This is a genomic window from Rhizobacter terrae (assembly GCF_003852895.1).
Lineage (GTDB): Bacteria > Pseudomonadota > Gammaproteobacteria > Burkholderiales > Burkholderiaceae_C > Albitalea > Albitalea terrae.
Window position 1 is genome coordinate 812,351 of sequence record NZ_QUSW01000002.1, and the last position, 25,965, is coordinate 838,315.

Annotated in this window: 28 protein-coding genes; 21 read left to right on the plus strand and 7 right to left on the minus strand. The window is 67.3% G+C overall.

What is annotated here, in order from left to right; translation table 11 throughout:
• Positions 1-3: 3 nt before the first annotated feature.
• From DZC73_RS10820 to DZC73_RS10910, 19 genes are all read left to right on the plus strand, one after another.
• Positions 4-834 carry an urease accessory protein UreD gene (locus DZC73_RS10820; protein WP_124540219.1) on the plus strand — a complete coding sequence of 277 codons (831 nt, stop codon included), beginning with the start codon at positions 4-6 and terminating at the stop codon, positions 832-834.
• Positions 835-941: 107 nt separating this feature from the next.
• On the plus strand, positions 942-2,651 hold the full coding sequence (locus DZC73_RS10825) for a GspE/PulE family protein (protein WP_124540220.1): 1,710 nt from the start codon (positions 942-944) through the stop codon (positions 2,649-2,651).
• Between the two features lie 2 nt (positions 2,652-2,653).
• Positions 2,654-3,880 (plus strand): type II secretion system F family protein, encoded by a 1,227-nt coding sequence (locus DZC73_RS10830; protein WP_124540221.1) that lies wholly within the window; start codon positions 2,654-2,656, stop codon positions 3,878-3,880.
• 239 nt (positions 3,881-4,119) lie between these two features.
• Complete coding sequence (locus DZC73_RS10835) at positions 4,120-4,665, plus strand: type II secretion system protein (protein WP_124540222.1); 546 nt, start codon at positions 4,120-4,122, stop codon at positions 4,663-4,665.
• Positions 4,666-4,711: 46 nt separating this feature from the next.
• Complete coding sequence (locus tag DZC73_RS30600; protein ID WP_124540223.1) at positions 4,712-5,128, plus strand: type IV pilin protein; 417 nt, start codon at positions 4,712-4,714, stop codon at positions 5,126-5,128.
• Between the two features lie 53 nt (positions 5,129-5,181).
• Entirely contained in the window at positions 5,182-5,661 is a 480-nt protein-coding gene (locus DZC73_RS30605; protein ID WP_124540224.1) for a pilus assembly FimT family protein, read from the plus strand.
• Positions 5,651-6,259 carry a type IV pilus modification PilV family protein gene (locus DZC73_RS10850; RefSeq protein ID WP_124540225.1) on the plus strand — a complete coding sequence of 203 codons (609 nt, stop codon included), beginning with the start codon at positions 5,651-5,653 and terminating at the stop codon, positions 6,257-6,259. The genes DZC73_RS30605 and DZC73_RS10850 overlap by 11 nt, the downstream gene beginning before the upstream one ends.
• 3 nt (positions 6,260-6,262) lie before the next feature.
• Positions 6,263-7,096, plus strand: coding sequence for a PulJ/GspJ family protein (locus DZC73_RS10855; protein WP_124540226.1), 834 nt, complete (start codon positions 6,263-6,265; stop codon positions 7,094-7,096).
• A complete protein-coding gene (locus DZC73_RS10860; protein ID WP_124540227.1) occupies positions 7,093-7,512 on the plus strand; it encodes a hypothetical protein in 420 nt (139 codons plus the stop codon). The genes DZC73_RS10855 and DZC73_RS10860 overlap by 4 nt, the downstream gene beginning before the upstream one ends.
• On the plus strand, positions 7,509-10,046 hold the full coding sequence (locus tag DZC73_RS10865) for a DUF6701 domain-containing protein (protein WP_124540228.1): 2,538 nt from the start codon (positions 7,509-7,511) through the stop codon (positions 10,044-10,046). Before DZC73_RS10860 ends, DZC73_RS10865 begins: the two co-directional genes overlap by 4 nt.
• 65 nt (positions 10,047-10,111) lie before the next feature.
• On the plus strand, positions 10,112-10,522 hold the full coding sequence (locus DZC73_RS10870) for a DUF3592 domain-containing protein (protein WP_124540229.1): 411 nt from the start codon (positions 10,112-10,114) through the stop codon (positions 10,520-10,522).
• Between the two features lie 5 nt (positions 10,523-10,527).
• Positions 10,528-11,088 (plus strand): 3'-5' exonuclease family protein, encoded by a 561-nt coding sequence (locus DZC73_RS10875; protein ID WP_124540230.1) that lies wholly within the window; start codon positions 10,528-10,530, stop codon positions 11,086-11,088.
• 154 nt (positions 11,089-11,242) lie between these two features.
• Positions 11,243-12,187 carry a type IV pilus biogenesis protein PilM gene (locus tag DZC73_RS10880; protein WP_124540231.1) on the plus strand — a complete coding sequence of 315 codons (945 nt, stop codon included), beginning with the start codon at positions 11,243-11,245 and terminating at the stop codon, positions 12,185-12,187.
• Between the two features lie 4 nt (positions 12,188-12,191).
• A complete protein-coding gene (locus tag DZC73_RS10885; protein WP_124540232.1) occupies positions 12,192-12,872 on the plus strand; it encodes a PilN domain-containing protein in 681 nt (226 codons plus the stop codon).
• Positions 12,869-13,558 carry a type II secretion system protein GspM gene (gene gspM, locus DZC73_RS10890; RefSeq protein ID WP_124540233.1) on the plus strand — a complete coding sequence of 230 codons (690 nt, stop codon included), beginning with the start codon at positions 12,869-12,871 and terminating at the stop codon, positions 13,556-13,558. Before DZC73_RS10885 ends, gspM begins: the two co-directional genes overlap by 4 nt.
• A complete protein-coding gene (locus DZC73_RS10895) occupies positions 13,558-13,929 on the plus strand; it encodes an MSHA biogenesis protein MshK (protein ID WP_161974535.1) in 372 nt (123 codons plus the stop codon). The genes gspM and DZC73_RS10895 overlap by 1 nt, the downstream gene beginning before the upstream one ends.
• Complete coding sequence (mshL, locus tag DZC73_RS10900; protein ID WP_124540235.1) at positions 13,926-15,701, plus strand: pilus (MSHA type) biogenesis protein MshL; 1,776 nt, start codon at positions 13,926-13,928, stop codon at positions 15,699-15,701. Before DZC73_RS10895 ends, mshL begins: the two co-directional genes overlap by 4 nt.
• Positions 15,702-15,714: 13 nt before the next feature.
• Positions 15,715-16,566, plus strand: a complete 852-nt coding sequence (locus DZC73_RS10905) for an ExeA family protein (RefSeq protein WP_124540236.1) — start codon at positions 15,715-15,717, stop codon at positions 16,564-16,566.
• The gene (locus DZC73_RS10910) at positions 16,563-17,687 is read left to right on the plus strand and encodes a tetratricopeptide repeat protein (RefSeq protein ID WP_124540237.1); all 1,125 of its coding nucleotides are present in this window, start codon (positions 16,563-16,565) and stop codon (positions 17,685-17,687) included. The genes DZC73_RS10905 and DZC73_RS10910 overlap by 4 nt, the downstream gene beginning before the upstream one ends.
• An 11-nt stretch (positions 17,688-17,698) precedes the next feature.
• Here the strand turns inward: DZC73_RS10910 and urtE are convergent, their stop codons facing one another.
• From urtE to urtA, 5 genes are all read right to left on the minus strand, one after another.
• Positions 17,699-18,391, minus strand: coding sequence for an urea ABC transporter ATP-binding subunit UrtE (gene urtE / locus DZC73_RS10915; protein ID WP_124540238.1), 693 nt, complete (start codon positions 18,389-18,391; stop codon positions 17,699-17,701).
• Between the two features lie 2 nt (positions 18,392-18,393).
• A complete protein-coding gene (gene urtD / locus DZC73_RS10920; RefSeq protein WP_124540239.1) occupies positions 18,394-19,284 on the minus strand; it encodes an urea ABC transporter ATP-binding protein UrtD in 891 nt (296 codons plus the stop codon).
• Positions 19,281-20,438, minus strand: a complete 1,158-nt coding sequence (urtC, locus tag DZC73_RS10925; RefSeq protein WP_407924097.1) for an urea ABC transporter permease subunit UrtC — start codon at positions 20,436-20,438, stop codon at positions 19,281-19,283. Before urtC ends, urtD begins: the two co-directional genes overlap by 4 nt.
• Positions 20,435-22,012 (minus strand): urea ABC transporter permease subunit UrtB, encoded by a 1,578-nt coding sequence (urtB, locus tag DZC73_RS10930; protein WP_124540240.1) that lies wholly within the window; start codon positions 22,010-22,012, stop codon positions 20,435-20,437. Before urtB ends, urtC begins: the two co-directional genes overlap by 4 nt.
• A 189-nt stretch (positions 22,013-22,201) precedes the next feature.
• The gene (urtA, locus tag DZC73_RS10935) at positions 22,202-23,473 is read right to left on the minus strand and encodes an urea ABC transporter substrate-binding protein (protein WP_124540241.1); all 1,272 of its coding nucleotides are present in this window, start codon (positions 23,471-23,473) and stop codon (positions 22,202-22,204) included.
• 200 nt (positions 23,474-23,673) lie between these two features.
• Between urtA and DZC73_RS10940 the strand changes: the two genes are divergently transcribed.
• On the plus strand, positions 23,674-23,934 hold the full coding sequence (locus DZC73_RS10940; RefSeq protein WP_124540242.1) for a YkvA family protein: 261 nt from the start codon (positions 23,674-23,676) through the stop codon (positions 23,932-23,934).
• A gap of 61 nt (positions 23,935-23,995) precedes the next feature.
• On the opposite strand, the gene DZC73_RS10945 is transcribed toward DZC73_RS10940, so the two are convergent.
• Both DZC73_RS10945 and DZC73_RS10950 read right to left on the minus strand, forming a co-directional pair.
• A complete protein-coding gene (locus tag DZC73_RS10945) occupies positions 23,996-24,214 on the minus strand; it encodes a hypothetical protein (protein WP_124540243.1) in 219 nt (72 codons plus the stop codon).
• A 56-nt stretch (positions 24,215-24,270) separates the two neighbouring features.
• Entirely contained in the window at positions 24,271-24,951 is a 681-nt protein-coding gene (locus DZC73_RS10950) for an NAD(P)H-binding protein (RefSeq protein ID WP_124540244.1), read from the minus strand.
• Between the two features lie 56 nt (positions 24,952-25,007).
• Here DZC73_RS10950 and DZC73_RS10955 point away from each other — a divergent pair, with 56 nt between their 5' ends.
• Complete coding sequence (locus DZC73_RS10955; RefSeq protein ID WP_124540245.1) at positions 25,008-25,964, plus strand: AraC family transcriptional regulator; 957 nt, start codon at positions 25,008-25,010, stop codon at positions 25,962-25,964.
• Position 25,965: the final 1 nt, after the last annotated feature.

Sequence of the window (25,965 nt, forward strand, 5' to 3'; positions counted from 1 at the left end):
CGAATGGGCTGGCACGGCCACCTCACCCTGAACTACCGTCGCGACGGCGAGCGCTGCGTCGTGCACGACCGGCACAGCGGGCCGTTGCGGGTGCTGCAAAGCCTCTACCCGGAATCGCCAGCGGTGTGCCACAACGTGCTGGTGCATCCGCCCGGTGGCATCGTGGGTGGAGACTCCCTGCAGGTCGACCTGCATCTCGCGCAAGACGCGCACGGCGTCATCACCACGCCGGGTGCCACGCGCTTTTATCGCAGCTCGGGTGAGCTGGCGACGCAGCATGTCGATGCGCACCTGGCCGATGGTGCCCGCCTGGAGTGGCTGCCGCTGGAGACCATCTGCCACCGTTCGAGCCGAGGCGAGAACCGCATGCGCTTCCACCTGGCGCCCGGTGCGCAGATGATCGGCTGGGATGTGCTCGCGCTCGGGCTGCCGGCCAGCGGTGAGGTCTTCGACAAGGGGCGCTTCACGCAGAGCATCGAGCTGCCCGGCGCGTGGCTGGAACGTGGCGTGATCGACGGCGAGGACAAGCGCCTGCTCGACTCGCCGCTGGGAATGGCCGGACACCGGGTCATGGCGACGATGTGGTTCGCGTCCGGCGCAAGCCTCGACGACGCGAGGCGTGACGGATTCCTCGACCTGGCCCGCGAGGCCGCCTCGTGCCATCCGCTGCAGCATCTGTGCGGCGCCACATCGCCCAATCCGCGCTGCGTGGTGCTGCGCGTGCTGGCCGACCGTGTCGAGCCGGCCATGCAGCTGCTCGTCGAGGTGTGGAAGGCCTGGCGCACGCACGCGTGGGCGCTGGCGCCCTGCCCGCCTCGCGTCTGGCGCACCTAGTCGCGAACGATTGAATTGGCGGCCAAGTGCCGCCAATTTCCGCGCTTTGCCGCGCACTGCGCTCCGGACAATCCTCCCATCCATCACTCCCCGTGGATCGGAGCGCCGTGCCTCCTCCAGAGAAATTCCGACTCGGCGACCTGCTGGTGCAGCAGTCGCTGATCACGCAGGAGCAACTCGCCACCGCGCTGGGCCAGCAAAAGACCAGCGGGCGCAAGCTTGGCCGCATCCTGGTGGAAAGCGGCTTCGTCACCGAGGAGCAGATCTGCGGCGCACTCGCCAAGCAGATGCAGATCCCGTACATCAACCTCAAGATGTACAACCTCAACGGGCAGATCACGCAGCTGCTGCCCGAGGCCCAGGCCCGGCGTTTCCGTGCGCTGGTACTGGAAGAGACCGCCGGCGCGCTGCGCGTGGGCATGGCCGACCCGAGTGACCTCTTCGCCTATGACGAGCTGACCCGCATCCTCAAGCGCGAGATCTCACTGGCGGTGGTGACCGAGACGCAACTGCTCGCCACCATCGACCGCGTCTACCGCCGCACCGGCGAGATCACGCAGCTCTCGCAGGAGCTGACCGCCGAGCTGGCGCAGACCGAGGCCGACTTCGGCGCGCTGCTGGGTACCGACGCCGCGGTGCAGAACGCGCCGGTCGTCAAGCTGCTGCAGACCCTCTTCGAGGACGCCGCCCAGGTGCGCGCGTCGGACATCCACATCGAGCCGCAGGAACACAAGCTGCACGTGCGGTTCCGCATCGACGGCGTGCTGCACCTGCAGACCGAGGCCGACAGCAAGATCGCGCCTGCCCTGGTGCTGCGCCTGAAGCTGATGTCGGGCCTGGACATCTCCGAGAAGCGCCTGCCGCAGGACGGCCGCTTCCACGTGGACATCCGCGGCAACCCGCTGGACGTGCGCATCTCCACCATGCCCACGCAGTACGGCGAATCGGTCGTGATGCGCCTGCTGAACCAGGGCACGGGACTGCTGAGCCTGGAACGCCTGGGCATGCCCGCGAACATGATGGAGAAGGTGCGCAATGCGCTGAACCGCTCCAGCGGCATGATCCTCGTGACGGGCCCCACCGGCAGCGGCAAGACCACCGCGCTGTATGCCGCGCTCAACGAGATCAACTCGCCCGACCGCAAGATCATCACCGTGGAAGATCCGGTGGAATACCGGCTCCCCGGCATCAACCAGGTTCAGGTGCACGACAAGATCGAGCTGACCTTCGAGCGCGTGCTGCGCGCCGCGCTGCGGCAGGACCCGGACGTCATCCTCGTGGGCGAAATGCGCGACCGCGCCACGGCCGAGATCGGCCTGCGCGCCTCGATGACCGGCCACCTGGTGCTGTCCACGCTGCACACCAACGATGCCTCGTCCACGCCGGTGCGCCTCTTGGACATGGGCGTGCCGCCTTACATGGTGGCGATGTCGCTGAACCTCGTGATTGCCCAGCGCCTGGTGCGCCTGGTCTGCGAGGACTGCCACAGCCCGCACACACCCACGCCGCAGGAGCACGCCTGGCTGCGCCAGTACGGCGGCGAGCACGCCGACAGCCACGGCGGCTATGCCCGCGGCCTGGGCTGCTCGCGCTGCAACGGCACGGGCTACGCCGGCCGCACTGCCGTCTACGAGATGCTGGAGATGACCCAGGCCCTGGTGGATGCCGCCAACCGCGGCTCGCCCATCGAGTTCGTGCAGATCGCGCGTGAGCAGATCGGCCGCGAGACGCTGATGGGCAATGCGCTGGCCCAGGCCATGAAAGGCCGCACGACCATTGAGGAAGCGATGCGCGTGTCGGTGCAGATCGATCCCTAGACATGCCAAGCTTCGCCTACACCGCCCGCGACTCGCGTGGCCAGTTGATGGAAGGCGTGCTCGAAGGTGCGAGCGCGGCGGCCATTGCCGACCAGCTGATGGGCGGCGGCATGACGCCGCTGAAGATCAATGCCTCCGCCGACGTCGTCGAAGTGGTGGCGGCGCCGAAGTTCTCCCTGAGCCGCGGCGCGAAGGTGCAGCATGAAGACCTGCTGATGTTCAGCCGGCAGCTGCATTCGCTGCTCAAGGCGGGCATTCCCATCACGCGCGCGCTGGCCGGCCTGCAGGAATCGGCCACCGAAGCCATGCGCCGCGTCATCAAGAGCGTGCGCGAAAGCCTGGAAAGTGGCATCGAGCTGTCCACCTCCATGGCACGGCAGGCGGGCGTCTTCAACCATTTCTACGTCGCGATGATCCGCGTGGGCGAACTCACCGGGCGGCTGGACGAGGTGTTCCTGCGCCTGTTCCACCACCTGGAGTTCGAGAAGACCATGCGCGATCAGGTCAAGACCGCGCTGCGCTACCCGAGCTTCGTCATCATCGTGATGGCCGCGGCCATCGCGGTCATCAACCTCTTCGTCATTCCCGCCTTCCAGAAGGTCTTCGACGGCTTCGGTGCCGAGCTGCCCTTCATGACGCGCATCCTCGTGGGCTTCTCCAGGTTCACGGTGGCCGCCTGGCCCTACCTGCTCGCGGGCGTGTTCGGCGCCGTCTTCGCCTTTCGCGCCTGGACCAAGACCCCCGAAGGCCGCTACCTCTGGGACAGGACCAAGCTGCGCCTGCCCATCGCCGGCAAGATCGCGCAGAAGGCCACGCTCGCGCGCTTCGCCCGCAGCTTCGCGCTGGCGCTCAAGAGCGGCGTGCCCGTGGTGCAGGCTATGAACGTCGTGGCCGCGACGGTCGAGAACGCCTACTTCGCCCGCGCCATCGACAAGATGCGCGAAGGCGTGGAGCGCGGCGACAGCGTGCTGCGCACCGCCGCGGCCAGCGGCATCTTCACGCCGGTGGTGCTGCAGATGATCGCCGTGGGCGAGGAATCCGGCGCGCTGGACGAGATGCTCACCGAGGTCGCCGACTTCTACCAGCAGGACGTGGAGTACGAGCTCAAGACACTGTCGGCGCAGATCGAGCCCATCCTCATCGTGTTCCTGGGGGTGCTGGTGCTGATCCTGGCGCTCGGGGTGTTCCTGCCGGTGTGGGATTTGGGCAAGGCCGCGCTCAAGAAGTGAAACGAACGAAGTGAACACGCCATGCGTGCACTTTGTCGCGCGATCCGATGCGAGCGATCCCACACACACATTGCCGCTCAAGCGCCATGCGGCTTCGCCGATAAGCCAATCGATACGTCGTGCCGGAACAGCCGGCGCTTCGACCAGCTTTTTGCAGCATTGCCCACAGCCTCGCGCGCGCACCATGCGAACCGAGGAACAAGGGCTTCGCCGTGCACGCTCGACGCAAGGAAAGGTTGATGAACCAGGGCTTCACGCTCATCGAACTGGTGGTGGTGATCTCCATCGTGGCGATCACCGTGTCGCTGGTGCTGCCGCGCGTGTGGGACATGCAGCGCCAGGCCCGCATCGGCCACCTGAACTACGCCCGCGGCGCGGTTCATTCGTCCGCGACCCTGGTCCACAGCGCCTTGCTCGTGCGCAACGGCATGCCTGATGCCACGCCTTGCGTGGGCGGCGGCGTGGCGGACAACCGGCTCGAAGGCCCCGGCACGGTATGCACCGAGCAAGGCCTGGTTCGAACAATCAACGGCTACCCGGCTTCGGTGAATCCGGGAGCTCCCGGTGCGCCCGGCATCCTGGGAGCGGCGGGCATCGGCACCAGCTTCCACGCCACCGAGGCCGAGCTGCGCGCCGAAGGCTATGCGGTGAGCGTCGCCAACGGCACCACCACGATATCCCGGGCGGATGCGCCCAACCCGCTGCAATGCGGCTTCAGCTACATCGAATCACTGGTCGCGCGAACGGCTGCGTCCATTTCCCAGAGCGTCATCACCGGATGTTGAGCCGTTCGCATCCAAATTTTCTGCAGTCCCCTAAGGAGCATCTCTCATGAAACAGCAACAAGGCTTCACCCTGATCGAACTGGTCGTGGTCATCATCATCCTCGGCGTGCTCGCCGCGGTGGCCGTGCCCAAGTTCGTGGACCTGTCGGTCGATGCGCACAACGCCGCTGCACGCGGCGTCGCCGGCGCAATCGCCTCGGGCACCTCGGTCAACTTCGCCGCCAAGAGCGCGGGCAATGCGTCGGCCGTCACGATGAGCGCGGCCAACGTCTGCACCTCGGCCCTGCTGGGCAACTTCGTCAACGGCGTGACCCTGCAAGCCACCGCCCCCACCACCGACGACCAGTTCCAGGTCACCGGCACGGGCGACTGCTCGGGCACGGCGACCAGCGTGAGCTGCACCATCACCCCGCGCGGCACCGGCGTCACCGCCGCCACCGCCACGGTGATGTGCGCACGCTGATCGACCAGCGACATGACCCGCGGCAGCACAGCCTGCCGCTCCAGGGACTTCGCATGAAGACGCAGCGCGGCTTCACGCTGGGCGAACTGGTCATCGTGCTCGTGATCACGGGCATCCTCGCCGCCGTCGCGATTCCGCGCTTGTTCGACAAGAGCGGGTTCGCGGCGCGCGGCGCTCGTGACTACGTGGCCTCGGCCCTGCGGTATGCGCAGAAGTCGGCCGTGGCCATGCGCCGCAACGTGTGCGTGACCGTGGGCACCACGGCCGTGACCATGACCTACGCCCCCTCCGCCGGATCGAGCGCCTCGTGTTCGCAGGCAGTCATCAACCCGGCGACCGGGCTGTCCTACGCCAGCACCGTCTACGAGCAGGGCGCGACCGTCTCGGGCACGCTCAGCATCGCCTTCGATTCGCTGGGCCGGCCCATGTCGGGTGGCGCCCCGCCGGTCCTGCTCACGAGCTCGCAGTCGGTCACCGTGAGCGGCTACGCCACGGCCATCACCATCGAACCCGAGACGGGCTATGTGCGCTAAGCACCGTTCGCATCGCCGGCAGCGCGGCCTGAGCCTCATCGAGCTGGTGATGTTCGTGGCCATCATGGGCATGTCCATCGCGGGCATCCTCGTGGTCTACAACACCGCCATCAAGAACAGCGCCGACCCGATGGTGCGCAAGCAGGCGGTGGCCATCGCCGAGTCGCTGCTCAACGAAGTGCTGATGCAGCCCTTCACCTGGTGCGACCCGCAGGACGCAGCCAACGACCCGAACAACCTGCCGACCTCCGGCGCCTCGTGCACCGGCGGCGTGGGCAACTCGCAGGACAAGAACGGCGGCACGCTCGGGCCGCAGCCGTCCACCGAGTCGCGCTTCTCCTCCACCGACCCCTTCGACAACGTGGCCGACTACAACGGCTACAGCATGTCCTCGGGCATCTACAGCATGGACAACGGCAGCACGCCCGTCACGGGGCTGTCGTCGTACTCGGCCACCGTCACCGTGTCGCGCGCCGGCACGGTGTTCGGCCTGGCGGCCGGTGCAGTGTTGCGCGTGGACGTGCTCGTCACCGGCAAGGGCGAGTCCATCACGCTCACGGGCTACCGCTTCCGCCACTCCCCCAACGCGACGGGCTGAGCCATGAAGCACGCAGCCCGCGGATTCACCCTGCTCGAAGCGGTGCTGGTCATCTCGATGACCGGCGTGATCGCGGCCATCATCGCCGTCTTCGTGAAGGCCCCCGTGAATGCGTACGTGGACCAGGCCCGCCGCGCCGAACTCAGCGACACCGCCGACAACGCCCTGCGCCGCATTGCCCGCGAGGTGCAGCGCGCGCTGCCCAACAGCGTGCGGGTGGATGCGACGGGCACCATCCTCGAATTCCTGCCGGTGTCCGCCGGCGGGCGCTACCGTGCCGCGCCCGATGCAACCGGCGGCGGCGATTTCCTCGACTTCAACTCCACCACGGACGGCAGCTTCTCGGTGCTGGGCCCCACGGTCGCCGTGGCCGCGGGCGACCAGCTCGTGGTCTACAACCTGGGCCTGCCCGGCGCCGATGCCTACAGCGGCGAGAGCCGGCGCGCCCTGACCAGCACCGGCAGTGCCCTGAGCACACTCACCTACACCGTGGGCGGCACGCAGTTTCCCTTCGCATCGCCCAGCAACCGCTTCCAGATCGTCAACACGCCGGTGACCTTCTACTGCGCACCGGTGGCCGGCGGCAGCGGCACTCTGCGTCGCTACGGCGGCTATGCCATCCAGTCCTCGCAGCCGATCAACGCCTCGGGGGCGCCGCTGTCCACGCTGACGGGCAACAACAATGCGCTGCTCGCCGCGAATGTGGACACCTGCAGCTTCGTCTACAACAGCAGCGCCTCCGCCCGCAACGGCCTGCTCACGCTCACGCTGAAGATCACCTCCGGCGGCGAGAGCGTGACGCTGATGCACCAGGTGCACCTGGACAACTCGCCATGAAAACCTCCATGCGCGCGACCAGGCAAGGCGGATTCGCCATCATCTCGGCGGTGTTTCTCATCGTGGTGCTGGCCCTGCTCGGCGCGATGATCGTGTCCATGTCCACCACGCAGCAAGTCGGCTCGGCACGCGACCTCGCAGGCTCGAAGGCCTACTTCGCAGCCAAGGCGGGCATCGAGTGGGGTGCCTACCAGGTGCTGCAGGCGGGGACGTGCACGGCGAGCTCCACGCTGCCGGCCTTGTCGGGGTCCGCCAGCGGGTTCACGGTGACGGTGACCTGCTCGCGCACGGGGCCGTTCGATGAGGCGGGGACGAGCGTGTACGTTCATCAGATCATCTCGACGGCCAGCACTGGCACCTTCGGCGCTGCCGACTACGCGGAGCGGCAGTTGCAGGCGGTCGTGAGCACGCCATGAAGTCCCTCGCAGGCTGGTTCCTGGCACTTCTGGCCTGCCTTTTGGCATGCCAGGGCGCTCAGGCTCAGACCTACACGGCGGACAGTTCTGCCGCCGTACAACTGGCGTACCCGTGGATCGACATCTCCACCACGGGAACCACTGAAGACCTCCATGACGACGAGGTGTCCGCCGACATCTCGCTGGGCTTCAGCTTCACCTACGGTGCCTCCACCTACACTGCCCTGCGCATCAGCAGCAACGGCATGCTGTTCTTCGGTGGAGACGGCCAGACCAGCACGCAGTACCGCAACTCCGCGCTGCCGCTGAACGGTGGCTCCAGCGGCGAACCCAACATCGATGCGGCGATGCTGCCGCTGTGGGACGACCTGCAGCCCAATAACGTGGCCAACTACATCCGCTACCGCTCGATGGGAACGGCCCCGAACCGCGTGTTCGTCGTGTCGTGGTTGGCCGTTCCCTACTACTGCTCCGGCGGCAGCAAGTGCAACACCTCCGTGGTCCAGACGACCACCATGTTCGCCACCTTCCAGGTGCAGATATACGAACAAGGGCAGTTCGTCTACCGCTACGGGACCATCGATGGCAGCGGCGGGGCCCATTCCTCGGGGGCCACGCAATCGAACCCTGCAGGCGCTTCGGTGGGCTATGAGCTGAACAACAGCGACTACGTGCAGTACTCGTTCCAGACGGCCTCGGTGACCAACAACACCACCATCCTGTGGACGCGACGTGTCACCGCACCCGGCGGCTTCAACGCCTTCGACACCAGCACCGCCGCCGGCTCGATCACCGGCAACATCCACACCAAGGTCGCAGGCTCCGCGTTCAACCTCGCCGTGGTGGCACTCAACACCGCCAAGACCGCCGTGGCCACCACCTTCACCGGCGACGTGAAGGTCGAACTGCTCAACGCCAGCGACAACAGCGGCGCACTCAACGCATCGACGGGCTGCCGCTCGACCTGGACCACCGCCTTGCAGACGCTGACGACCACCTTCGCCACCACCGACCTCGGCCGCGACACTGTCAGCTTCACCGAGCCCAACGCCTGGCGCGATGTGCGCGTGCGCATGAGCTACCCCGCCACGGGCACGGCCACGGTGGTGGCCTGCTCCACCGACGACTTCGCCATCCGGCCTTCGTCCTTCGCCAGCTTCTCGGCCACCGACACCGATTGGGCGACAGCCGGCACTGGCCGAACGCTCGCCAACGCCACGGCCATCGGCGGCAACGTGCACAAGGCCGGACAGCCCTTCACCATCCGTGCGACCGCCGTCAATGCAGCGTCGGCCACCACCACCAACTACACGCTGGCACCAACGGCCACCGTCACCGCCTGTGCGGGCACCGCCTGCACCGGCAGCTTCGGCACGCTCACCGTGAGCCTCACGGCGGCAGCCGGCGTCATCAACAACACCACGGCCAGCTACAGCGAGGTTGGCGCCTTCTCATTGCAACTGGTCGACAGCAGCTTTGCCAGCGTGGACGGCGCCGACGGCTCGACCGCCGCGGAACTCAACATCACCTCGCCGGTCATCACCGTCGGCCGCTTCGTGCCCGACCACTTCGACGTGACCACGCTGGTCACGCCGGTGCTGAAGACCTTCAACACCACGGCCTGCAGCACACGCTCCTTCACCTACGTGGGCCAGCCCTTCGGCTACATCACCGCTGCGCAGGCCACGGTGCTGGCACGCAATGCCGCGGGCACCACCACCGCCAACTACAGCGGCGCGATGTGGAAGCTCGCCACCGCCGGCATCTCGCAGACCTACAGCCCCCTGTCGCCCACATCGCCCGGGCTGGACGTCTCTGGCGCGACCACGCCATCGCTCACCAGCAACAGCAACGGCACCGGCGTGCTCGCCACCAGCAGCTCGGACCTGCTCAAGTTCACGCGCTCCGCGAGCACGCCGCTGGCGCCGTTCAGCGCGGCCATCTCGCTCACCTGGGGCGTGAGCGACACGAGCGAGAACGCCGTCACGGGCAACGGCAACATCGCCACCACCACGCCGCTGACCTTCTCCAGCATCGCCTTCGATTCGGGCACTGCCTTCCGCTACGGCATCCTCAAGCTCGCCAGCGCCTATGGCAGCGAACTCACCAACCTGCCGGTCGCCGTGGAGGCGCAGTACTGGGACGGCGCACGCTTCGCAACCAACACCTCCGACCAGTGCACGTCGCTGCCCACGGGCATCATGGCCATGGGCAACTACCAGCGAAACCTCGTGGCTTGCGAGACCGGCCTCGCGACCGCCACGCTCAAGCTGAGTTCGGGCCGCGGCTACTTCACGCTGATCAAGCCGGGCGCGGGCAACAGCGGCAGCATGGACATCAACCTGCAACTGGGCGCCAGCGCCACCGGCTCGACCTGCGTGGGCACGGGCGGCAGCGCCACGGCCGCCTCCGCGGGGTCGCTCACCTGGCTGCAAGGCAAGTGGAGCGGCAGCAACTACGACCAGAACCCCTCGGCGCGCGCGAGCTTCGGACAGTACAAGTCGCCACTGATCTATCTGAGGGAAAGTTTCTAGGCGGCGCGTGTTGCACGGTCGGGACAATCCCGGCCACACCAAACCCACACGACGCAGGAGCACCCATGGGGGAGAAAACCCGGACGCTGAGGCAGACCATCTTTCGCGTCCTGGCAGTCGTCATCGGCATCGCCGCGCTCATCTTCGGATTCCAGGAGCGCCGCGAGATCAGCCATCTCAAGGCCATCGGCGTCTCGGCCGTGGTCGACCCGATCAAGGGCTACACCGAGCGGCATTCCCGCGGCGGAACCACCTACAGCGCGCAGTTCAGCTTCAAGACCACCGACGGCCAGGCGATCTCGCGCAAGCGCCAGTTTCCCAAAGAGGTGCTCACCGACTTCGAGAACGGGCGGCCCGTCAACATACGCTATGACCCGAAGAACCCCTCGGAATTCGTCTTCGAGAAGGAGACCGCCTCCTGGTGGACGGTGGTGATGGGGGTCGGCTTCGTGGTCGCCGCCATTTTCTTCATGTGAGCCGCATGCCCTCCAGCGAGATCTATTTCAGCACCGACGTCGAGACCGACGGCCCCATCCCCGGCCCGCATTCCATGCTGAGCCTGGGCTGCGCCGCCTACACGGCCGACAAGCAGCTGCTGTCCACTTTCACCGCCAACCTCGAGACCCTGCCCGGCGCAGCGGCGCATCCGAAGACCGCGGCGTGGTGGGCCACGCAGCCTGAAGCCTGGGCAGCCTGCCGCACGAACCTCGAAGCGCCCGAAGCGGCGATGAAGCGCTATGCCGACTGGATCCAATCCGTCGGCGGCAAGCCGGTGTTCGTGGCCTACCCGGCCGGCTTCGACTTCCTCTTCGTCTACTGGTACCTCATCCGCTTCACCGGCGACAGCCCCTTCAGCCACTCGGCGCTGGACATGAAGACCTTCGCGATGGCCCTGCTCAAGACTGGCTACCGCGACAGCACCAAGCGCAACATGCCCAGGCGCTGGTTCGATCCGCTGCCGCACACGCACGTGGCACTGGACGACGCCATCGAGCAAGGCGCGACTTTCTGCAACATGCTGCGCGACAACCGGAACGGCTAGGGGCGCCCCCGAAGCAGGCACTCGCCTCCGGCCACGAATACCCGGCATCCACCCCCCTTTTCCGCCGACCGGTTCCACCCCCCGAAACCTACGATCCCTTCCATTGCCCGCAGGCTGCCTTCGGCCATGCCCGGGCCATGGAACGCGGATCGACATGCTCTTCAATCGACAAACGCACGCTGGCTGGATGGCAGTGGCCTTGAGGCCGGCTCAGGTCGAGCTGGCGCACGTGCAGCCCGGCGCGAACGGCACGCGCCCCCGCCTGGCGGTGCTGGACGCCGTCACGCGCGAGCGCGGCACCGAGGCCGATGCGATTGCCCGGGTGCGCCGTCCCTACGCCTTGCAGGACTACCGCTGCGCCACCGTGCTGGACGCCGCGTCCTACCAGTTCGTGCAGCTGAATTCACCCAGCGTCGCGCCTGAAGAGATGAAGCAGGCCCTGCGCTGGGCCGTGAAGGATTCACTCGAATTCCCGGCTGACGACGCGGTCATCGACGCCCTGCAGGTGCCCTCCGACGGTGCCCCGCTGGGCCGCCCGCCGCTGACCTTTGCCATCGCCGCGCGCAAGGAGAAGGTGGCCGACAAGGTGCGCGCCTTCCAGCGCGCCAAGGTGAAGCTGCGCGTCATCGACGTGAGCGAGACCGCGCAGCGCAACCTCGCCGCCCTGTTCGAGCAGCCCGGCCGCGGCCTGGCCCTGCTGGTGTTCCACGAAAACAGCGGCCTGCTGACCTTCACCCGCGACGGCGAGCTCTTCGCCTCGCGCCGCATCGACATCCCCGCCAGCGCGCTGGCACTCACCGATGACAACGACGCCGCCCGCCGCGACGCGCTGTTCGAGCGCGTGGGCCTGGAGGTGCAGCGCTCGCTGGACAACTTCGACCGCCAGTTCAGCCAGATCGCCCTGCAGCGCCTGATGGTGGCCGCCCCCTCGGGCGCCGCGGTGCTGGTGAGCTACCTCGCCTCGAACCTGTACCTGCCGGTGGAAGCCATGAACCTCGCCGACGTGATGGACCTGGACGCCTTCCCGGCGCTGAAGGAACCGACCGGCCAGACGCAATGGCTGGAAGCCATCGGCCTGTCGCTGCGGGACGAGGACTGACGCGATGGCACGCCAGAACATCAATCTCTACGACGCTTCGCTGCGCATCCAGCACGACTGGCTCAGCGCCGAGACCTGCGCCGCCGCCATCGGCGCGGCCGTGCTGGTGGTGGCGCTGGGCGCCGGCATCACGCACTGGCAGCTCGGCCAGTTGCAGGCACCGGCGCAGCAGACGGCCGACGCCCTGCAGGCGCAACAGAACGCCATCCAGGAACTCGCGCGGCAGGTGGATTCGCTGCGGCCCGACACGAAGCTGGTGGCCGAGGTCGGCAGCACGCAGGCCACGCTGGAGCAGCGCCAGGCCGCCTTGCAGATGATCCGCGCCGGTGGACTGGGCGACCAGCAGGGGCACTCGGGCACGCTGCGCGCCTTCGCCCGCCAGACGCTGGACGGCCTGTGGCTCACCGGCCTCGTGCTGGACCACCAGGACCTGGCCCTGCGCGGCCGCGCGATGAACCCCGAACTGATCCCTGCCTACGTGGGCCGCCTCAACCAGGAGCCCGCACTCCAGGGCCGCGCCTTTCGCGCACTGGACATTGCCCGGCCGATGGACGACATGGCCGCCACGCCGGTGGCCGCCAAGGCCTCCGCGCCGGCCGACAACAAGCCGCAGCTGGCCCGCTACGTCGAGTTCTCGCTGACCGGCTCGCAAGGCGCGGCCGTGGGCAAGGAGGACAAGCGATGAAAGCCTGGTGGCTTCGTTCGCGCAGCCGATTCATGGCCCTGGCCCGCCGCGAGCGCGGCCTGGTGATGGCCTGCGCACTCGTGCTGGTGCTGGGCCTGGGCGCCCTGCTCTTCATCGAGCCGGCCTACAAGCAGCGCGTGCAGCTGCAGCGCCAGATGGAACAGCAGCAAAAGGACCTGGCCGCGCTCGGCCCGCAGGTGCAGGCGCTGCAGCAGCGCCAGCGCAACCCCGATGCCGCCGTGCAGGCCCAGCTCAAGGCCTTGCGCGACCAGCTGCAACTGGCCGACGGCGAGTTCGCGCAGGTGCAGCGCGCCCTGGTGCAGCCGCAGGAGATGGGCCAGCTGCTGGGCAGCCTGCTGCAGTCGCATCGCGGCCTTCAACTGGTGGCACTCAAGAGCGTGCCGGTGATGTCGGTGTCGGAGCTGGTGGGCGCGCCCAAGGTCGCAGCGCCGGCATCGTCGGTACAGAACAAGGATTCCCGCGACGCCTGGCTCTACCGCCACGGCGTCGAGATCACCGTGCAAGGCTCCTACGCCGACATGCAGGCCTACCTCGCCGCGCTGGAGAACCTGCCGCGCCGCGTCTACTGGGGCGAGCTGAAGATGGATGCGCAGAAATGGCCGGCCAACACGATGACGGTGACTGTCTACACCATCAGCCTGGAGAAGACATGGTGGCGCGTGTGATGCCCTTCCTGCCTTTCCGCTACGCCGCCGGCGTCGTGCTGGCACTGGCCGCTGCGGCGCTGCAAGCCGAGACGCTGCAGGACCCGACGCGCCCGCCGGCTTCGCTGCTGGCCACGCCCGCGCAGGCCGCCTCGGCGCCAGAGTCTTCCGTGCAACTTCAATCGGTGCTGCTCGGCAAGGGACGCACGCCAGCCGCGGTCATCAGCGGCGAAGTCGTCGTGCTGGGCGGACGCTTCCGCGACGCGAAGCTGGTGCGCATCACCGAACGCTTCGCCGTGCTCAGGGGCCCGCAGGGCGAGACCACGCTGCCGCTGCTGCCTGACACCACAAGACAAGGCCACTCTCCGGCCACACCGGAGCCGACAAGATGAACAAGCTCTCTCACCACGCCACGGGGTGGTCGCTGTCGCTGCTGGCCCTGCTGGCCGGCTGCAACACGCCGCCTGCCCAGCCGCAGAAGATGGCGCCCGGCGCCACCATGGACCGCATCCGCGACGAGGTGAAGGCCGCCGCCAACCGCGAGGCCCCCAAGCCCGTGGCCCGGCCCGACGCCGTGGACCGCGCGCTGCTGCCGCCGCTGCAGGCCGCGCCCATCCGGCCGCCCGCGCCGCCGGAGCAGCGCTTCGACCTGGCCGTGCACAACGCGCCGGCGCAGCAGGTGTTCCTGCAGATCGTGTCGGGCACGAAGTACAGCATGCTGGTGCCGCCGGACCTGTCGGGCGTGATCGCCATCAACCTGAAGAGCGTGACGGTGCGCGAGGCGCTGGATTCCATCCGCGACCTCTACGGCTACGAATACCGCATGGAAGGCACGCGCATCTTCATCCAGCCCAACACGCTGCAGACGCGCATCTTCCAGGTGAACTACCTGGCTGGCAAGCGCAAGGGCGCGACGGACATGCGCGTGACCTCGGGGTCGATCTCGTCGAATCCGACGCAGGGCAACACGGGGTCCACGACCTCGACGCCGTCGGGCACCGGCTCGGGCAACGCCGCGCCGAATGCCACCACGCAAAGCAGCCGCATCTCCACCGAAAGCGACAACGACTTCTGGGGTGAGCTGCGCGAGACGCTCAACGCCATCGTGGGCGGCGACGGCAACCGCAAGGTCATCGTGAACCCGCTGTCGGGCGTGATCGCGGTGCGCGGCTTCCCGAACGACATCCGCAACGCCGAGAACTACCTGCGCATGACGCAGCTCATCATCGAGCGGCAGGTGATGATCGAAGCCAAGATCATCGAGGTGCAGCTCAGCGACAGCTACGCCAGCGGCGTGAACTGGTCGGTGTTCGGCAACGGCCACAACCACTGGTCCACCGGCCAGGTGGCACCGGGCACCGTGATGCAGCAGACCGGCCCGCTGGCCACCGGCGTGCAGGACATCAACTACTCCACCAAGGACTTCACCACCGCGCAGCTGTTCTCGAACGCCGGCGGCAACCTGGTGAGCGACATCGCCAACAAGGGCAGCCTGTTCGGCCTGGCCTTCCAGGCGCAGAACTTCGCCGCGCTCCTGCAGTTCCTCGAATCGCAGGGCAACGTGCAGGTGCTGTCCAGCCCGCGCATCGCCACCATCAACAACCAGAAGGCCGTGCTCAAGGTGGGCACCGACGAATTCTTCGTCACGAGCATCACCACCAACACGACCACCGGCACGGGCGGCACCACCAACTCGCCGACCATCGGCGTGCAGCCTTTCTTCAGCGGCATCGCGCTGGACGTGACGCCGCAGATCGACGAGAGCGACTCGATCATCCTGCACCTGCACCCATCGGTAAGCGTGGTGGCCGAGAAGCAGAAGAGCGTGAACCTCGGCTCGCTGGGCAACTTCCAGCTGCCGCTGGCAGCCAGCACCGTCAACGAAAGCGACAGCGTCGTGCGCGTGCAGGACGGCAACATCGTCGCCATCGGCGGCCTGATGAAGCAGCAGCAGTCGGCCAGCAGCTCGGGCCTGCCCGGCGCGCATGAACAACCCGTCGTCGGCAACCTCTTCGGGCAGAAGAACAACAGCAGCCAGAAGAGCGAGCTGGTGATCCTGCTCAAGCCGACCATCATCCGCGGCAGCCAGGGCTGGCAGGCGGATGCGGCCGACGTGCAGGATCGCCTGCAGTCCTACGGCGTGCCCGCCAACACGGTGCGTTGACCGGATCGCCGCCATGTACCTCGCCCACTTCGGACTGAACGAGCTGCCCTTTGGCCTCACGCCCGACACGGCCTTCGTGTTCTCCACGCGCGCCCACCAGGAAGCGCTGAACACGCTGCACGTCGCCTGCGACAGCGGTGAGGGCTTTATCAAGATCACGGGCGAAGTGGGCACGGGCAAGACGCTGCTGTGCCGACGCTTCCTGGCCACGCTGCCCACGAATGCGGTGAGCTGCTACCTGCCCAATCCGAACCACACCTCGCGCACGCTGCTGCTGGCGCTGGCCGCGGAACTGGGCGAGACGCTGCCGGCCACGGCCACCGAATTCACGCTGCTCAAGCGCATCAACGACACGCTGCTGCACCTGGCGGCAGAAGACCGGCGAGTGGTGGTGTGCGTTGACGAAGCGCAGGCGCTCAAACATGCCAGCCTGGAGACGCTGCGCCTGCTGTCGAACCTGGAGACCGAGAAGCGCAAGCTGATGCAGGTGGTGCTGTTCGGCCAGCCGGAACTCGACGACAAGCTGGCCCAGCCCAACCTGCGGCAACTGCGCCAGCGCATTTCCTTTCACTACCGGCTGGGCGCGCTCAGCCGCGAGGAGCTGCGCCTGTACCTGGACCATCGCCTGCGCGTGGCGGGCTACCACGGCGCGGAAGTTTTCAGCCGCAGTGCCGTGAAGGCGTTGCACCGCGCGAGCGGCGGCACGCCGCGGGTCGCGAACATCCTCGCGCACAAGTCGCTGCTGGCCGTGTTCGGCGAAGGCGGCGTGCAGGTGGATGCAAAGCATGTGCGCCTGGCCGCGCGCGACACGGCCGATGCGCCGGCGCGAAGCGGCTTCGGCTGGATGAAGTGGTTGTTCCGATGAGCCTCATCAATCAGGTTCTGCAAGACCTGGACCGTCGCCATGCGGGCGGCCCGGTCATGCCCACCGCTGTGAAGGCCATGGCCACGCCTGCGGCCCCGGCGCGCTCATGGCGCCTGGCGGTGATCACAGGGGCGGTGCTGCTCGTGGCCGGGGGCTCGGCCGCCTTGGCCTGGTCGATGGCGAGCCGCCTGGCGCAGCCTGCAGCACCGGCCGCCGCACCCGTTGCTGCGGCGACGGCTGCGCCCGCGCCGACACCGGTCGTGGTCGTGGCGGCATCGGCTCCGGCGGCTGCGGCGTCATCGTCCGCGAGTGAACGCGTTCGGCCTGTGGCCCCACCCGTCGTGGCCATGGTCACCCCGAACACGAAGCCGGCACTGAAGGCCGAAGCTGAGAGCGCCCCAGAACGAGAAGACCGCACCGCCAAGCCGGCGCAGGCAGAGGCCGCCGAGACTCAGGGAACAGCCTTGGCTCTGGCGCCAACCTCGTCCGTGAAACCCTCCGCGCCCGCAGCCATGATGGCTGAGCCGCGCATCGAGAAACGCGCCTCCACCCGCACGGCACATGAGCGCGCCGAAGCCGAATACCAGCGCGGCGTGACGCTGCACCAGGCCGGCCAATACGCCGAAGCGGCGCAGGCCTATGCAGCTGCCCTTCGGGAAGAACCCACGCACCTCCTGTCGCGCCAGGCATTGGCGGGTGCCCTCATCAACCAGGGCAAGTCCGATGACGCCCGCGGCGTGCTGGCCGAGGGCCTCGCCCTGGCGCCCGGCAACGCAGCGCTCGCCATGATGCTGGCCCGCGTGCATGCCGAGCGCGGCGAGATGCAGCGCGCCGCCGAGGTGCTGCAACCCACCGACGGCGCCTGGATGAGCGCCGAAGACCACGCCTTCCGCGCCGCGGTGCTGCAACGCGCCGGCCGGCATGCGCAAGCCTCCGACCACTTCGCTGCGGCCGTGCGCACCATGCCCAACAACGGCGTGTGGTGGATGGGCCTGGGCATCTCGCAGGCGGCCGAAGGCAAGGCCGACAACGCCCGCGAAGCGTTCAGCCGGGCGCGTTCGTCGGGGAGCCTGACGCCGGAACTTGCGCAGTACGTGGAGCAGCGCCTGAGGTCGCTGTGAGTCCTGCGTGACTAGATCGACATGCGGCGACGCACGCCATCCGTCTCCATGTGCTCACCCATGCCCTGCATGACGATCTCGCCGCGCTCCATCACCAGGTACTGGTCGGCGAGCTCGGCGGCGAAGTCGTAGTACTGCTCCACCAGCACGATGGCCATGGTCTGGCGGTCCGCGAGCATGCGGATCACGCGGCCGATGTCTTTGATGATGCTGGGCTGGATGCCTTCGGTGGGCTCGTCGAGGATGAGCAGCTTGGGGCCCGCCGCCAGCGCACGCGCAATGGCGAGCTGCTGCTGCTGACCGCCTGACAGATCGCCGCCGCGGCGGTTGATCATCTGCTTGAGCACCGGGAACAGTTCGAACAGCTCCGAAGGAATCGGCGTCTTGCCCGGCTTGTAGGCCAGGCCCATGCGCAGGTTCTCTTCCACCGTGAGCCGGCCGAAGATCTCGCGCCCTTGGGGCACGTAGCCCACGCCCTTGCGCACGCGCTCGTACGGCGTGTCGCGGGTGATGTCCTGCCCGTCGAGCTGGATGCTGCCGGTCTTCACCGGCACCACGCCCATCAGGCTCTTGAGCAGCGTGGTCTTGCCCACGCCGTTGCGTCCGAGGATGACGGTGACCTCGCCCAGCTTCGCCTCGAAGCCGAGGTTGCGCAGGATGTGCGAGCCGCCGTAGAACTGGTTGATGCCGTCGACCTTGAGCATGTTCATCGTCCCAGGTAGACCTCGACGACCTTTTCGTTGGCCTGCACATCGGCCAGCGAGCCTTCGGCCAGCACGCTGCCTTCGTGCAGCACCGTCACCTTCTTGGCCGGGTTGTCTCGGGTGAGTTCGTGGATGAACTTCATGTCGTGCTCCACCACCACCAGCGAGTGGTTGCCTTCGAGCGAGAGGAACAGCTCGGCCGTGCGTTCGGTCTCCTCGTCGGTCATGCCGGCCACGGGCTCGTCCAGCAGCAGCAGCTTGGGGTCTTGCATCAGCAGCATGCCGATCTCCAGCCACTGCTTCTGGCCGTGCGAGAGCAGCCCGGCAGTGCGCTGCGCGCTGTCCTTGAGATGGATGAGCTGCAGCATCGCGCCGATGCGGTCCAGCTGCTCGCCATTCAGGCGAAAGAACATCGACGCCTTCACGCCGCGGTCGGCCTTGAGCGCGAGCTCCAGGTTCTCGAACACCGAGAGCTGCTCGAACACCGTGGGCTTCTGGAACTTGCGGCCGATGCCGATGCTCGCGATCTGGTTCTCGCGCAGGCGCAGCAGGTCGATGGTCGAGCCGAAGAAGGCCTTGCCCGAATCGGGCCGGGTCTTGCCGGTGATGACGTCCATCATCGTCGTCTTGCCCGCGCCGTTGGGGCCGATGATGCAGCGAAGCTCGCCGGCATCGATGTACAGCGACAGGTCGTTGAGCGCCTTGAAGCCGTCGAAGCTGACGGTGATCTCATCCAGGTACAGGATGGGGCCGTGGACCACGTCGACCACGCCCTCTTCCACCACGCGGCCGTAGCTGGCGGCGCGTCCGCCCGATTGCCCGGGGTTGCCTTGCTTGCGGACTTCAGCCGCCTCGCGTGCCTTCGCCCCCGCTTCCATCAACTCGGGCGTCATGCACGCTCCTCCTTCTTGCGGCGACTTACCAGGCCGATGATCCCTTGCGGCAGGAACAGCGTGACCGCGATGAACAGCGCGCCCAGGAAGTACAGCCAGAACTCCGGGAAGGCCTGCGTGAACCAGCTCTTCGCGCCATTGACGAAGAAGGCGCCAACGATGGGGCCGACCAGCGAGGCCCGCCCGCCCACCGCCGTCCAGATGGCGATCTCGATGCTGGCCGCCGGCGACATCTCGCTCGGGTTGATGATGCCCACCTGCGGCACATACAGCGCGCCGGCGATGCCGCACATCACCGCGGAGATCACCCAGATGCTGAGCTTGTAGCGCAGCGGGTCATAGCCGGTGAACATCACGCGCGACTCCGCATCGCGGAGGGCCTGCAGCACGCGGCCGAACTTGCTGGCCACCAGCCAGCGCGCCAGCAGGTAGAAGGCCAGCAGCGTGCAGCCGGTGATGACGAACAGCGTCATGCGCGTGGACGGCCTGGCGATGGCGATGCCCAGGATGCGCTTGAAGTCGGTGAAGCCGTTGTTGCCGCCGAAGCCCGTCTCGTTGCGGAAGAACAGCAGCATCGTCGCGAAGGTCATCGCCTGCGTGATGATGGAGAAGTACACGCCCTTGATGCGCGAGCGGAAGGCGAAGAAACCGAACACGAAGGCCAGCAGGCCAGGCACCGCCACGATGAAGACCAGCGTCGCGGCGAAGCTGTCGCTGAAGGCCCAGTGCCAGGGCAGCTTCTTCCAGTCCAGGAACACCATGAAGTCCGGCAGGTCGCTCTGGTAGTTGCCGTCGCGGCCGATCTGGCGCATGAGGTACATGCCCATCGCGTAGCCGCCCAGGGCGAAGAACACGCCGTGGCCCAGCGAGAGGATGCCGGTGTAGCCCCAGATGAGGTCCATGGCCAGCGCGCAGATGGCGTAGCACATGATCTTGGCGATCAGCGCGACGGCGTAGTCGCTCATGTGCAGGGCGCTGCCGGCGGGAACGACGAGGTTGAGCACCGGCACCAGCCCGCAGATGACCAGCAGCAGCCCCAGCACGCTCAGACGAAGGCCGTGGCGCTGCGTCCAGCCCGCGGCAGGTGCCATGGCTGCACTCGGTGCAACCGGCAGGGCCTGCGCGGCGGCGATGTCTCGCGGCAAGGCACTCATGCTTCAGCGCTCCGCCCCTTCATCGCGAACAGCCCCTGCGGCCGTTTCTGGATGAACACCACGATGAACACCAGCACCATGATCTTGGCCAGCACCGCGCCGGTCCAGCCTTCGAGCAGCTTGTTGAGGATGCCCAGGCCCAGCGCCGCGTAGACCGTGCCGGCGAGCTGGCCCACGCCGCCCAGCACTACGACCATGAACGAGTCCACGATGTAGCCCTGGCCCAGGTCCGGCCCCACGTTGCCCACTTGCGAGAGCGCGCAGCCTGCGAGTCCGGCAATGCCGGAGCCCAGCGCGAAGGCATAGGTGTCCACCCTCGCGGTGTTCACGCCCATGCAGGCGGCCATCGGCCGGTTCTGCGTCACGCCGCGCACGAACAGGCCCAGGCGCGTCTTGGCCACCATGAAGGCCAGACCCGCCAGCACCAGCGCCGCGAACACGATGATGGCAATGCGGTTGAAGGGCAGCGTGAGGTTGCTCAGCGCCTGCACGCCGCCGCTCAGCCACGACGGGTTCTCCACCTGCACGTTCTGCGCGCCGAAGAGGCTGCGCACGGCCTGCATCAGCACCAGGCTGATGCCCCAGGTGGCCAGCAGCGTCTCCAGCGGCCGGCCGTACAGGAAGCGGATGACGCTGCGCTCCATCGCCGCGCCCACCAGGGCCGAGGCGAGGAAGGCAACGGGAATGGCGGCCACCACGTAGTAGTCGAAGAGGCCCGGCAGGTGGGCCTTGAAGATGTTCTGCACGACGTAGGTCGCGTAGGCGCCGATCATCATCAGCTCGCCGTGGGCCATGTTGATCACGCCCATCAGGCCATAGGTGATGGCCAGGCCCAGCGCCACCAGCAGCAAGATGGACCCCAGGCTCGCGCCGGTGAAGATGACGCCCAGCCGCTCGCCCCAGGCCAGGCGAGACTCGATGGCCGACAGCGAGGTCTGCAACTGCGCGCGCACGTCGGCCTCGGTTTCAGCGTCGGGCTTCAGGCGGTCCAGCAGCAGGGTCTTGGTGGCCGGCTCGCGGCTGTCGGCCAGCGACTTCGCGGCCTCCAGGCGCCTGGCCTTGTCTGTCGAGGAAATCAGCACGCCGGCGCGCAGCAGGCCGAGGTCGGCCTTCAGCTTCGCATCGGTCTCGGCCGCGTAGGCCTTCTCGATCAAGGGCAGCTTGGATTCATCCACGCCCTCGCGCAATTCCTTGATGGCGGCGGCGCGTTGGGCCACGTCCGTCGACAGCAGTTTCAGCGACGCGAGCGCGCCTTCGATCTCGCGGCGCATGCGGTTGCTGTTGACGACGTCCTCGGCGTTCTCAGGCAGCGTCACGGAAGCACCGGTGGCGGCATCGACGGCCTTGCCGTCCTTCACCACGAACACCTTGTCGCCGGAGGTCTTCACGGCATCGTCGAGCAGTGCCTGGAAGAACGCGGGCGCCTTGTCGTCGCCGCTCGCGGCCACGAGGCCGATGGCGGCGGCACGCGCATCATTCTCGCCGATGGCCATGGCGCGGACTTGCTCGGCGGTCAGGGCGTGGGCGGCCCCCGCGAACAGCGCAATCAGTAGGACGCAGGCTCTGAACATCATGAAATCAACAAGCCCCCGCCCGGGCTGCGCCTGTCGGGCCGCTGTGCAGTGCACGAGCGCTTCGACAAGCCCAGCGCGAACGGGTTGGGAAGATGCAAACGGAATTAAGCGGCCGCCGCGGATCCGGCTTCGCCGGTCCGCCAGCGGCGCCCCCTTGAGGGGGAGCACCGGAAGGCGCTCCGGGGGTGGTCACTTCTTCTCCGGCTCGTCCTTCTTCTTGTCGTTGCCTTCGATGTACGGGCTCCACGGCTTGGCCTTCACCGGGGCCGGCGTCTTCCACACCACGTTGAACTGGCCGTCGGCCTTCACTTCGCCGATGAACACCGGCTTGTGCAGGTGGTGGTTCTTCGCGTCCATGGTGGACGTGAAGCCACCCGGCGCCTGGAAGGTCTGGCCGCCCATTGCGGCGATGACCTTGTCGGTGTCGGTACTCTTGGCCTTCTCCACGGCCTGCTTCCACATGTGGATGCCGATGTAGGTGGCTTCCATCGGATCGTTGGTCAGCGGCTTGTCGGCGCCCGGCAGGTTCTTGGCCTTGGCGTAGGCGGCCCACTGCTTCTTGAAGGCCTCGTTGGCCGGGTTCTTCAGGCTCATGAAGTAGTTCCAGGCGGCCAGGTGGCCCACCAGCGGCTTGGTGTCCACGCCGCGCAGTTCCTCTTCACCCACCGAGAAGGCCACCACCGGCACGTCCGTCGCCTTCAGGCCCTGGTTGCCCAGTTCCTTGTAGAAAGGCACGTTGGAGTCGCCGTTGATGGTGGAGATCACCGCGGTCTTGCCGCCGGCGGAGAACTTCTTGATGTCGGCCACGATGGTCTGGTAGTCGCTGTGGCCGAAGGGGGTGTACTTCTCGTCGATGTCGGTGTCCTTCACGCCCTTGCTCTTCAGGAAGGCACGCAGGATCTTGTTGGTGGTGCGCGGGTACACGTAGTCGGTGCCCAGCAGCACGAAGCGCTTGGCGCCGCCGCCTTCCTTGCTCATCAGGTACTCGACGGCGGGAATGGCCTGCTGGTTGGGTGCAGCACCGGTGTAGAACACGTTCTTGCTGAGCTCTTCACCCTCGTACTGCACGGGGTAGAACAGCAGGCCGTTGAGTTCCTCGACCACCGGCAGCACCGACTTGCGCGACACGCTGGTCCAGCAGCCGAACATCACGGCCACCTTGTCCTGCGAGATCAGTTGCTTGGCCTTCTCGGCGAACAGCGGCCAGTTGGAGGCCGGGTCGACGACCACGGGCTCGAGCTTCTTGCCCATGACGCCGCCCTTGGCGTTGATCTCGTCGATGGTCATCAGCGCGACGTCCTTCAAGACCGTCTCGGAAATCGCCATCGTGCCCGACAGCGAGTGCAGGATGCCGACCTTGATGGTGTCGGCGGCGTGAGCCAGGCTGCTCAGCGACAGGGTGCCGACGGCCAGGCCGACGGCGCTCAGGGTTTTCGCAAACGTACGGCGGGTGTGTTTCATGAAAGGCGCTCCTTGGAAAGTGAGTCTCCAAACCCCTCCTGGGATGGACGAAGCGCAGGTTACGAAGGGACACCCTTTCCAGGAATACGCCACATGGCGTACAACGGGCAGGTGCGCGGCCGGGACCCCTTGTCCAACGCATGGATGACCCCACGTGCAGTCAGTGCGGCGCAGTTGCGGACCCGCGCAAGGAGCAGGCAATGTGGAAGAGATGGTTGCTGTTGTGGCGAGTGATCCGCGGCGATGCGCGTCACCTCTACCACGCGCTGCGGCATCCGCAGGCGCCGATGTGGCTCAAGCTGGGCACGGCAGCCATCGTGCTGTATGTGCTCTCGCCCATCGACCTGATCCCCGACTTCATTCCCTTCGTCGGGCTGGTCGATGACCTGGTGCTGGTCCCGCTGGCGATCCGCTTCCTGCTGAACCGCCTGCCGCCGCAGATGCGGACCCTGGACTCCTGAAACACCAAGGGCGGGCCGCCCTCGCCGGACGCCCGCCCTTGCTGGTGAGTGATGCCGTCGGTCAGCCGCCGGGCTTGCCCACCGGCGACGGCGTGCGCATGATGTCTTGCACCGCGTCCTTGTTGTAGACCTTGGCGTCGGTCTTGCGGGGAATGTTGCTGCCAGTCCGGGCTTCGGGCTGGTCTTTCAGCGTGGGCTGTTCTTCGTCACTCGTGGTGGCGCAGCCCGCGAGGCCTGACAGGGCCAGGATGCAGGCGCTGAGGCAAAGCGAGGTCTTCATCGGTAGCGTCCCTAAATGGATGTTCGACCCGGCGGATCGAAGGTTTCGATTTTTGCTCATTTTTTCGCCTGCATCACCGCCGACCGGAGAACGTGTACGCCGGGATTCGCACTCAAGGCGGCGTCCAGCATCGCCCGGGCCACGTCCTGCGCCGCGATGGGCCGCATGCCGCGGGGCACCAGCGGCATCACCGGCTTGAGCAGCTTGGCCGCCCATTGCTCGCCCGCGCGCTCGGGCTGGCCGAGCGCCGCGCGGTCGCCCAGCAGCAGCGAGGGCTGCACGATGGTCACGCTCTCGTACGGCAGCTTGGAGATGGCCTCCTCCATCTGCCCCTTGACCCGGTTGTAGAACACCAGCGAACGGCTGGCGGCCCCCAGCGCCGACACCACCACCAGCCGCTTGGCGCCGCGCAGCAGGCAGGCGCGGGCGGTGGCAAGCACGGCGTCGTAGTCCACGCGCCGGAAGGCGTCCCTGGAGCCGGCATCGTTGATGGTGGTTCCGAGCGCGATGAACACGTCGTCCACCGGCGGCATGGGCGTGAGCTTGTGGTACTCGACATAGTGCAGTGACACGCGCTCGTCGGCCTGCAGGTCGCGCGCCGGACGGCGCAGCAGCACGTGAATGCGGTGGTAGTGGTGCGAGGCGAGGAGGAGCTTGAACAGTTCCCGCCCGATCAGCCCGGTGGCGCCTGCGATGAGCGCGTCGCGCTGGATCAGCGGTTGGGTCGTGTCGGCCATGCGCGACTGTACCGGCAAGTCGCTAAGCTTCCGGTTTCGCTGTGTTGCAGCCGCCGATGAACTCCCGCCAAGCCTACATCGCCAGAATCAACCGGGTCATCGACCACATCGACGCGAACCTGGCCGAGCCGCTGGACCTGGAGACGCTCTCGGCAGTGGCGCATTTCTCGGCCTTCCATTTCCATCGGGTGTTCCGTGCCATGACCGGCGAAACCCTGGGCGACTGGGTGCGCCGCCGGCGGCTTGAAACCGCAGCCGGCAGGCTCCTGAGCTCGCCGGACCTGGCGGCCTCATCCATCGGCTTCGACGTGGGCTTTGCCTCGCCCGAGGTGTTCACGCGGGCCTTCCGGGCACACTTCAAGGTCACGCCCGGAGCGTGGCGGCGTGGCGCACACCGCGGCTGGGCGCAAGAGCACCAGCAACGGCTGAGCAAGATTCATCAAAGCCTGAGCAACGAACATCAATCGGTGGCGCAGGCCTTCCGCCACGATCCAGACCTCTGGCCGTCGGGCCGCCTCGAACCCACAGGAGGTCAACCCATGAACGTTGTCGTCAAGAACCTGAACGAAACCCGCGTGGCCTACATGCGCAGCATCGGACCGTACGGAGGCACGGAGATCCCGCGCCTGTGGCAGCGCTTCGCCGCCTGGTGCGGCGAGCACGGGCTCATGAATCCGCGCCGCGTGATGTACGGCATCAGCCAGGACAACCCGGAAGTCACCGCGCCGGAGAAATGCCGGTATGACGCATGCATCGAGGTCGATGCATCGTTCAAGCCGACGGGAGAGGTGGGCATCGCGACCATCGCGGGCGGCCGCTATGCGTGCGCGAAGTTCGTCGGCACGACAGCGCAGATCCACGGCGCGTGGAACGAGCTGTGCGAGTGGTTGCCCGACAGCGGCTATCAGGTGGACGATCGGCTTGCGATCGAGGTGTATGGCCTGGACTTCGTGATGGACGAAACGACCGGCGCCTTCAACTGCGACCTGTGCATGCCCGTCAAGGCGATGTAGC